The organism is Spirosoma litoris (genome assembly GCF_054776755.1).
On the sequence record NZ_BAAHBI010000009.1, the window covers coordinates 55118 to 65014 of the forward strand.

General features: G+C 46.5%; 7 protein-coding genes. 1 reads left to right on the plus strand and 6 read right to left on the minus strand.

The annotated features are described in order from the left end of the window. Positions 1–169: 169 nt before the first annotated feature. The 6 genes from ACYVGR_RS06220 to bshA form a co-directional block, all read right to left on the minus strand. A complete protein-coding gene (locus ACYVGR_RS06220; RefSeq protein ID WP_460954654.1) occupies positions 170–3022 on the minus strand; it encodes a TonB-dependent receptor domain-containing protein in 2853 nt (950 codons plus the stop codon). Between the two features lie 225 nt (positions 3023–3247). Then, positions 3248–4378, minus strand: a complete 1131-nt coding sequence (locus ACYVGR_RS06225; protein WP_460954656.1) for a FecR family protein — start codon at positions 4376–4378, stop codon at positions 3248–3250. Between the two features lie 93 nt (positions 4379–4471). Then, positions 4472–5032, minus strand: coding sequence for an RNA polymerase sigma factor (locus ACYVGR_RS06230; protein ID WP_460954658.1), 561 nt, complete (start codon positions 5030–5032; stop codon positions 4472–4474). 289 nt (positions 5033–5321) lie between these two features. Next, positions 5322–5969, minus strand: coding sequence for a sterol desaturase family protein (locus ACYVGR_RS06235; protein ID WP_460954660.1), 648 nt, complete (start codon positions 5967–5969; stop codon positions 5322–5324). Between the two features lie 85 nt (positions 5970–6054). Continuing rightward, positions 6055–7392, minus strand: coding sequence for an NAD(P)/FAD-dependent oxidoreductase (locus tag ACYVGR_RS06240; RefSeq protein ID WP_460954662.1), 1338 nt, complete (start codon positions 7390–7392; stop codon positions 6055–6057). Positions 7393–7548: 156 nt separating this feature from the next. Next, the gene (gene bshA / locus ACYVGR_RS06245; protein ID WP_460954664.1) at positions 7549–8688 is read right to left on the minus strand and encodes an N-acetyl-alpha-D-glucosaminyl L-malate synthase BshA; all 1140 of its coding nucleotides are present in this window, start codon (positions 8686–8688) and stop codon (positions 7549–7551) included. A gap of 156 nt (positions 8689–8844) precedes the next feature. Between bshA and ACYVGR_RS06250 the strand changes: the two genes are divergently transcribed. Beyond that, positions 8845–9720: a geranylgeranylglycerol-phosphate geranylgeranyltransferase gene (locus ACYVGR_RS06250; protein WP_460954666.1), complete on the plus strand. Its 876-nt coding sequence runs from the start codon at positions 8845–8847 to the stop codon at positions 9718–9720. Positions 9721–9897: the final 177 nt, after the last annotated feature.

Consider the following 9897-nt stretch of genomic DNA (forward strand, 5'->3'; position numbering starts at 1 on the left):
TGCGAACTAAATAGGTTGTGAATCTTAGGAATTGACACCTATTTCCAGAACTGAGATCGAATCTGGAGTCATAAATGGTTGATGAAAGCCAGCCAGTCGATTCCTGGCTGGCTTTCATCAACCATCCTATCAGGTCATTCCCCCCTTCGAGAGGTAATGCCTGGCAGAATTAAAAAGAATAGGTAAGCGAGGCCCAGAAACTCCTTGGCAAGATAATCCGGCCGATTTGCAAAGAGCCTGCCTCAAAATTGCCATTTTGCAGGAACTGATCTCCTCGAACGTTACCTTCTGTCAGGCCCCGACTGTTGAGCAGGTTATCGCCCCAAACCCGCAACCCAATTGCTTTCGTAGCCCGGTAATCAATCCCCACAGACAGTTCATTATACCCACCCAGGCGATACACGTTACTGGGTGAGCTCCACCGTTTTCCTACGTGTCGCAGGCTGGCGAAGAAATCCATCTTTTTATACGTGTACGTCCCCGATAGTTCGAGCAGGGCATCCGGGATCCGTTCAGCTTTATTACCCGACCAAACGAAAGGTTTGCCCGCCAGATCAGCGCGTGCAGTGGATGGCGCGGTTACTTCGTAGTTGGTGTACTTGCTATCCTGGAATGTCGCCACAAACCGGAAGTTAAGATTGGGTTTCGGTGTATACGAAGCCTCGATTTCAGCGCTCAGGTTACGGCTCGATGCGAACGTGGGAATGGTGATGAACGACCCTTTCGTATCAGGAATCAGCATGCTGGAGGAAATGTTGTTAAGGCTTGCATACACCAGCGAACTAAACAATGAAAATTTCGCGGTATTGACCTTGTAACCCGCTTCGGCCATGAAAACGCCCCGGTTCCGAACTCCTGACGGATCAAAATTAAAATTGGCATAATCCCCAATCGTAAGGGCGCTATACGTACGGGTTGCCCGGCCAAACAGGGCGTGTTGCTCATTAATTTTGTAATTCAGCCCTAATGAAAAGGTACCGTATGTGTTGCTTTCATCGAAGGGTGTGTAATTCGTATAGGGAGCTACATTTTGCAAGCGTTGCCCTTTGATGTGGAACTGATCCATCCGCAGCCCCAGATCCACCGTCCACCGTGCCCAGTTAATTTCGTCAGATGCCCAGGCCGATGTAGTTGTCGTCGTTCCTTTCCGATAGCCTGAAATGTTCACGCTACTAAAGCCATTCCCCTGGTTGGTATTGACGAGCAGCACACGCGGTTTGTCAACAATTTCAGTATTGAAGGCGGCTCCAATCGTTAGCATGTCGATATCATACGTATGAATCCCTGCGCCAAAGGAAAGAGAGTGGTTTTTAACCTGTTTGGTAATATCGAGGTTATCCGAAAACTGCTTGTCGGCATTGGTTGTGGCCGAGAGGGATTGACCGGTGTAATAGCCCGTTGGATTTACAAGCTGTTGTCCGTTCTGGTAATAGTAGTTAACATCACTTCGGTAGGCCGCTGCCGCTGTTACGAGGGTTCCATTAAAACTGCCGTCCGTTTGCTGGTAACGGAGATTGTTCTTGATGATCCATTCGTTTTGGGTTGTATGCTTAAACTCAACCCCACCCGCCAGCGATTTAGTATGAAATCCGTCGGATAGATCGTAGTTATAGGTAATACCATTGGGTGCCTTTACACTCACCTGAGTATCACGGGTAGCCAATGTCTGGGTCAATAAATCAAACGTGGGCAATGCTTTGCCTAACCCTGACCCATCGTAACTGTAATAAGCCGGTACTAGCCAGGAGGTTTTATCATTCAGGTATTTACCATACACTCGTACATAGCTGTTCGGCGCAAATTGATAAGTGAGATTGGCTTTCAACTGGCCGCCGTCATTGGCCCGGTATGAGGGGGGGCGTATGCCATCGTCAGCCCGATAAAAACCACCTACATTGAATTTCAGCTTAGGAGCCAACGGGCCACCTACGTTAAAATCTACGCGGGTAGCATTTTGCGATAGGCCACGGGTTAGTTTTACTTTTCCGGCTAATTTATCGGTACCCGTATTGGAAATGACGTTGATCAATGCACCCGGTGTATTGGCCAGCAAAATAGCCGCATGTCCGCCCCGAACCGCTTCTACGGTCTTAACAGTCAGGTCAATTTTATAATACTGATCGGCCGACGGAATGCTACTGAATCCGGTTGGTAAGACCGGTAGCCCGTCTTCCATCACGCCCATAAATACATAGCCGCCACCCGGCAGACCTCGCACCCGCACGCTCCCCGGGCCATCGCCCCCACTGGCTTCGGGCGAGAGACCCGGAATAGCTTTGAGCATGTCGGTGCTGTTAAGTGGTGGGCGCTGACTGAGCTGTTTGGCATTGATTGTCGACACGGCCACACTCGACTCAATTTTCTTTTTGGGCGAACCACTGGAGGTAACAATAACCTGTTCCAGTTGTAGGTTATCTTCCTGCATGACCAGCGTTAACTGTACATCGTTAGCCCCTACAGCCACCTCTTTCCGAAGTGTAACAAACCCAATACTACTCAACGTGAGTGTATAAACGCCCTCTGGAATGTTGTTGAATGTAAACGTACCAGTTGGATCGGTCACCTGGCCCATGTTCTGATAATCCAGCAATACCGTAGCCCCAATCAAGGCTTCTCCTTTGGCATCGACCACGCGTCCTGAGAGTTTATAGGTTGCCTTGGGAGCCTCTTTTTTTTCGTCGCCTGGGGCGGGCGTTGGTTTCGGAGCGGGGGTGATAATAATAAGTTTACCTGAAACCCGATAGCTTAACTCTAAGGGCGTTAGTACCTCATTAAGAACCTTTTCCAGTGGCTGCTGTTCAGCATGCACACTTACTTTTCGATCCGACTGGATGAGTTTGGCACTGAAGACAAAACGTGCGGTTACCTGTTTTTCGAGTAAGGGTAATATGGTTTCAACAGTATGTTTCTGGGAATGGAACGTAACCCGTTGTTGCAGCAACTCCTGCGCTTTGCCATCGGTGGCATAAGCTCCGCTCACAAACGCAGCAAGAACAAAAATTTGAGTGAGCGTAAGACGCATAAGGGTAAGGACTATTTGGAAGTATAGCCGATTTTTCATTCTTTTGACTGTGTGTTAAGGTGAAAATTTTGATACAGCAAACCCCGTCATCTTTGTGGAAGATGTTCGAACGATCAATAAAGAGAGGGGGAGAAAACGGGGGCAACGGTGCTGGAACCACTGATGCCCCTTTTTGTTGAGGTAAAGGCGGGTTTAAGCGATAGGCATGTGCATGGTTGGTTAACGTTAATTACATCCTTTACTGTCGATAACGATTTGACCATCCAGTACATCGTACCGGGCGCCGATGGCTTCGCAGATAACAGTAAGTTTTTCGTAAAGCGACTGATCCGTAAGCGTCGCTGTTAGTGGACAATGACTCAGTACGTCTTTGTCGAACAGAATATCAACTTGATAGGCCCGTTTCAACTCGGTCAGTACATCAGAAACAGGGGTATTGGTAAACTGGAACGTAGGGACATTTCCAGGAGATGTAACGATTTCCGGATTGTCGCGAAGAGTTTTAACCATTCGGTCCTGGTCTCTCTCAAAAATTACTTTCTGATTGGTTGTTACAATCAGCCCAGTTAACTCCCGGCTGGTTTCTACTTGACTGGCTTTTCTATCCGTTGTTTCGATAACCGACACCCGTCCTTCCTTTACCTCAATTGTTGTTTGGGTAGCTCTGTCAGTTGCCCGAATCAAAAAACTCGTACCTAGCACTTTCGTTATGAGCTCATTAGCGTAAACTAAAAAAGGCCGCTTCGTATCTTTCGTCACCTCAAAAAAAGCCGTTCCTGACAAATAGATTTGTCGTCGGTCGGCTGCGAACTGAGCCGGATAGCTGATTCGGGCGTTCGGATTTAGGATAACCCGGCTTCCATCGGCCAGAAACACCGTTTGCTTGGCCGTTGTCTGGTTCTTTTTTTCGATGAGTGATTGCCCTGCAATGCGCTGATCGTAGGCGCTACCGGGTGTTCGGGCTGGCCAAAGGCACCAACCGATTCCTAAAGCCAGAACAACAACAGCAGCACGCATGAGCCAGGTCAAGCGGCTGGTTAGCGGAATGATTTTTACGTCAGAAGATTCGTCTTGATCCAAATGCGTGCTAATCGGCTCTTCCTTGCTGGCACGGGCTTTAGCTACTAGTTTCTGAATTTCATCCTGGATTTCGGACTCGCTCAACCGGCTTTCGTACCGCCGGTACACGCTACGGAGCAAAGCCTGAGCATGCTGAATATCGGACTCCTGCTGCGGATTCTGCTGTATGAAGCTGGTCCAGAAGAAAACCTCTTCAGATTCCTGATAGCGAACCCAGCGTTGGAATCGAGCATCCAGCACAAAGTCTTCGAGGCAATAATCAGCGTATGGATTCATGAGAACAAAAGGCTTCTATCTATACATAGGCGACCTTCTGTCCGGAATAATCAAAAAAAATCAATTATTTTTTAAATACGTGGAAGGTGAGATCTAAAATCGGCTTTTCAGTTCCTGAAGAGTACGGTATAACAAATTCGCAACGGCCTGCCTGGTGATAGACATAACCTGCGCAATCGACTCATTATCGAGGTTTTCGTAAAACTTCAGGTAAATGATTTCCTGCTGTCGCTTAGTCAGTGAAGTCAGGTGATGGGTAAGCTGTTGAAGCTGAATGGCATGTGTTTCCCCGTCAATAATTTGCTGTTCGATGGATAATTCCCCCAAATCGTCGGCGTCAAAATCGAGTTCATCTTCCGAGGTAAGCCACTGGTGCTTCAGGCTTTCTTTATAAATCTTACGCCGTAACGACTTCAGTAGATAAAACTTTACGAACTCAGTATCGCCCAGGGTTTCGCGTTTATACCAGAGTTCCATAAATAAATCCTGAAGGCAATCTTTGACAAACTCCCGGTCTTTGGAAAACTTAACGCCATAACTAAACAGGCTTTTATAGAAACGCTGGGCGATTTGCCCAAAGGCGACCTCATCGCCCCCACGAAAGGCATTCCATAAGTCTGCATCCAGTACATTCGTTTTATTAGGGCTTGCCATTACACACTAAGAAACTACAAACATAGCTACCCCGACTACTAAAAGTATATATTTTTCTACCTCTTGTCCTAAAATTACATAAACGAATAACCTATCGTCGCTGAAGTAGCCTCTTCACCTAGGAGACCATTGCGCCTAAACCCATGATCTTAAGGAAGTAAGATTGGATATACTATTAAACATTCACCTGCAAAGCAGATAGATTTGGTAAAAGGTGGCGGGCATATACACAAAAAGCCCACTGAAATCAATCTCAGCGGGCTTTTTATATAGCTAAAACTAGCTTCTATTACTTCTGGAACGACCCAAAAATGTAATCCCACATCGGCGACGATACACCGTAGTTGCTTTCTGGGTTTTTGTAGTGGTGAACGCTATGGTTAATCCAAAGCTGTTTGAAGAAATTCTTAGGTGGTGCGTACGCATGTACAATAAAGTGCGTGGCCAGATAACCCGAATAACCTACCAGGAAGCCAGGGAAGAACGCATAAGCAGCTTCGCCCATCAGCAAAAAGAACAACCCAAAGAAAAAAGCGGCTACGAAAATAGCCAGCGCTGGAGGCATAGCCAACCGGGTTTTATCTTTTGGGTATTCGTGGTGAATGCCGTGGAAGGTGTACTGAATTTTGGCCCGCTGGGGTGTTGATGGTGTTAAATGGTAGAGATACCGGTGAAGAATGTATTCAAATAGTGTAAACGAAAATAGCCCTACCATAAACAACAGCCCAATGGTGGTATTGCTCATATCGGTATAGGTATACGCATACCAGCCCAAAAACACGGATAAGACAATCCACATCGAGATCGGAACCATAATGTGGGTGCGCGATAGCGCTTCTAAAATGGGATTATCAAATAATTTTTTGGTGCCGCTATTTTTAGGCCGGGTTTTACCGTGACCAGCCATGGTTTGCAGCTTTTCAGTAGTAGATTCCATAAGTTGTACTCAATTAACAGTGCAAAATTACAATGAAAATAAATTCATAAGGTCAATATAGTAAACTCTATTTACTATATTTTAATTACGACTTGCTAACCTCTAACTGATCCGCAAGTTTTTCCTGCATAGCTGTCACGTCGCCTTTGGGTAGTTTTGGTCGTATAATCAGGCGTAGTGAGTTATTGTATGTCAGGTAGTTAAACATCCAGTTCAGGAAGATGGCTAGTCTATTTTTTACGCCAACAATTGACATTAAGTGTACGAATAACCACGTAAGCCAGGCAAAAAATCCCTGAAATTTGAAAAATGGCAGATCAACTACAGCTAAGCCTCGGCCAATGGTTGCCATTGTTCCTAAATCATGGTACGTAAATTCCTCGGGTTGCTCGTTTCGAACCCAATGGATGAAGTTCTTAGCCAGATGTCGCCCCTGCTGAATAGCAGGTTGCGCTATCTGTGGGTGACCGTTCGGCCATTTTTCTTCAGCCATCATTGCCACATCACCAATGGCGAATACATCGGTAAAGCCCTGAACCTGACTATAACGATTGACCAGCACACGCCCACCCCGTCCGATAACCTCGGTGGGTAAGCCAGCCAGTGGATTGGCTTTCACCCCAGCCGCCCAGATCAGGTTGTTGGTTCGTAGCGTTGTCCCGTCGTTCATGGTAACTGTCCGTCCGTCGAAATCCTTCACACGGGTATTCAGTCGTACGTGAACGCCCAGGCCTTGTAAGTATTTCAACGAATGCTCCTGCGATTGTACCGACATTGGCCCTAGCAATTCGGCGCCCGACTCAATGAGGTAAATATCCATCATCTTGAAATCAAGCTCAGGGTAATCCTTTGGCAAAACGGTCTTACGCATTTCGGCCAGCGTTCCACACAACTCCACACCCGTTGGACCGCCACCCACAACAACCACATCCATCAAGCCTTCCCGCTCATCAAGCGTTTCGACACTTAACGCATCCTCGAAATTCTGAAGCATCCGGTTTCGCAACGCAATGGCCTCCGCTACCGATTTCATTGGCAGGGCTTTCTCGATAATGTTCTGCTGGTTGAAAAAATTAGTGTCGGCCCCGGTCGCCATCACTAAATAATCGTACGTAATTGGCCCCAGCTCCGTATCAATAGCCTTGTCGGCCGTCCGAATTCCCGTGACATTGGTCACACGGATATGTACGTTTTTGCAATTACCAAACACCGCACGCAACGGAAACAGAATCGAGTTTGCTTCTAAACCAGCTGTCGCAACCTGATAATAAAGCGGTTGAAATTCATGATAATTCTGTTTATTGATCAGAACTACCTGGAACTCCTTTCGATGAGATAGCTTACGGGCCAGTTTCAGGCCACCAAAACCAGCACCAACAATGACTACGCGCTTACGGTCGGTTTGAGGTATGTTTGGGTTCATTCAACTATATGATTTACACCAGACTGTTGATGATCGATCATTGACAGACGGTGTGCATTTTTGGTGATGAGCCTCTGACCACACAAAAGTCGGCAAAAGCTACTTGCAACAAACTGACAATTGTAACATCAACGACTGATATTTGTTAGGTTTAGCTCAAGACACCAGCGAATGAGCTGTCTGTAATACGCGCTCGTAATGAGCTTCGTAGAGGGGCAAGATACGCGATAGCTCAAATTCTTTAGCCCTTGCCAGCGCATTTTCTTTGAATGTGGGCAGATTGGCATCATCCAGTACATAGAGCGCGTTTTTGACCATATCGTCCACATCGCCAACCGGACTCAGGAAACCCGTAACGCCCTGAATGTTCAATTCGGGCAGTCCACCCGCATTGGAGGTAATCAGAGGCACTTCGCAGGCCAAGGCTTCGAGAGCAGCCAGACCGAAACTCTCGTTCTCGGAAGGCATAATAAACAAATCAGCCACCGACAGCACTTCCTCAACCGCGTCTAATTTTCCCAGAAACCGCACCTGATCATAGATACCCAGATCGCGCACGAGTCGTTCAATCCGAGCTCGTTCGGGGCCATCGCCTACCAGCAGGAGTTTAGCTGGTGTTTGCTGTTGAATATGATAAAAGGCCATCACAGCATCATCAATCCGTTTTACCCGCCGAAAGTTTGATGTATGTACAATCAACTTTTCGCCATTAGGGCAAATGGCTTTTTTGAAATGCTCCTTCTGCTGGCGTTTGAAGCGACTCAGATCAATGAAGTTAGGAATCACTTCAATTTCGCGATGAACATTAAAATGCTTGTAGGTATCCTGCCGTAGATTTTCAGAAACGGCCGTAACACCATCCGACTCATTAATACTAAACGTAACAACCGGCTCATATGAGGCATCTTTACCTACCAGCGTAATATCGGTACCATGCAGTGTAGTCACAATGGGCACATTTCGCCCCTGCGAACGTAAAATCATTTTGGCCATATACGCAGCCGATGCGTGGGGGATGGCGTAGTGAACATGCAGTAAATCAACGTTTTCGTTAATTACCACATTAACCATTGCACTGGCCAGGGCCGACTCGTAGGGCGCGTACTGAAAGAGGGGGTACGAGGGTATATTTACTTCATGATAAAAGACATTTTCGTTGAAAAAATCGAGTCGGGGCGGCTGTTGATAGGTAATGAAATGAATCTGGTGACCATTTTTTGCCAATCCTTTACCGAGTTCGGTAGCCACTACACCACTGCCCCCAAAAGTCGGGTAGCACACAATGCCAATTTTCATGCGTGAGAGAACGAGTTTGTCTCTGAACAACAAATACTAGCAAAAAGAATCCCGAACACACAGGATTAAGTGCCTTGGATAAAATAAGGCAGGTTGCTCGAATTGTTACATAGACTTACTGCGCTGAATCCACTATTTTTACTAAAAAATCCCCCAATGGTTGCGCGGCAGTCAGTTCCTTTCTCAGCGTTTATATCCGGCTTTCTGCGGCTCATTCGGGTGCAGAATCTGCTGATTGTTGTGCTGACGCAGTTACTGGCTCGTTTATTTTTAGTAGGCCCACGCGAGGACAGTCTTCGCTTGTTAACCGACAATGGCTTCTGGCTTCTTTCTTTCTCGACAGTTTGTATTGCTGCAGCAGGCTATATCATAAACGATTATTTTGATGTAAAAATCGATCTGATTAACAAGCCTCAGCGAGTCATCATTGGCCGATACCTCAAACGTCGAGTAGCCATCGGCATTCATCAAGGGTTAAATGTAATCGGCTGCCTGATTGGCCTTTATCTGAGCAAATGGGTCTTTTTGATCGATGTCGTTGCCGTGTCGTTATTGTGGTTTTATTCGGCTAATTTCAAACGACAGCCGCTCATCGGCAATGTTGTCATTTCGCTGCTATCGTCGCTTTCGCTGCTTGTTTTAGCGATTTATTACCGACAAAATGCCAATATGGTACTTATGTACGCCCTGTTCTCCTTTGGCATTTCCTTAATTCGGGAGATCATCAAAGACATGCAGGACATTCGGGGCGATGCCCGTTTCGGTTGTCGTACAATACCTATTATCTGGGGGCTTCGCCGAACCAAATACCTGCTTTATGTTTTAGTAGGCGTATTTGTCGTTACCCTTTTCCTAATTGCCGGTTCGCTTCATAATAGTCGACTGATTCTCATTTTCCTACTCCTCCTCATCCCAATCGCCTGGCTAGTTTACCGACTTGCCCTAGCCGATACCCGACGCGAGTTCGGCTACCTCAGTAGCCTCTGCAAACTCATTATGCTCGTCGGTATTTTGAGTATGATGTGGACGTAGGGTGATGTATGATATAGGCTATATGATGTATCCATGACGAAAATACATACACCCTATATCATACATCATACATATTTACCTCCGTTCACTCAACGATTTTGAAATCTGATTGGTAGGCTAGTACTCTTCCAATTTAATGATTAGATAAAATTAAGTATCTTTCCGACATGGGCCAAC

What these genes read in the sequence shown, in the direction of transcription:
- ACYVGR_RS06220 (WP_460954654.1), bottom strand. Translation starts at nt 3,022, where the DNA reads ATGCGTCTTACGCTCACTCAAATTTTTGTTCTTGCTGCGTTTGTGAGC.
- ACYVGR_RS06250 (WP_460954666.1), top strand. Translation starts at nt 8,845, where the DNA reads ATGGTTGCGCGGCAGTCAGTTCCTTTCTCAGCGTTTATATCCGGCTTT.
- ACYVGR_RS06230 (WP_460954658.1), bottom strand. Translation starts at nt 5,032, where the DNA reads ATGGCAAGCCCTAATAAAACGAATGTACTGGATGCAGACTTATGGAAT.
- ACYVGR_RS06225 (WP_460954656.1), bottom strand. Translation starts at nt 4,378, where the DNA reads ATGAATCCATACGCTGATTATTGCCTCGAAGACTTTGTGCTGGATGCT.
- ACYVGR_RS06235 (WP_460954660.1), bottom strand. Translation starts at nt 5,969, where the DNA reads ATGGAATCTACTACTGAAAAGCTGCAAACCATGGCTGGTCACGGTAAA.
- bshA (WP_460954664.1), bottom strand. Translation starts at nt 8,688, where the DNA reads ATGAAAATTGGCATTGTGTGCTACCCGACTTTTGGGGGCAGTGGTGTA.
- ACYVGR_RS06240 (WP_460954662.1), bottom strand. Translation starts at nt 7,392, where the DNA reads ATGAACCCAAACATACCTCAAACCGACCGTAAGCGCGTAGTCATTGTT.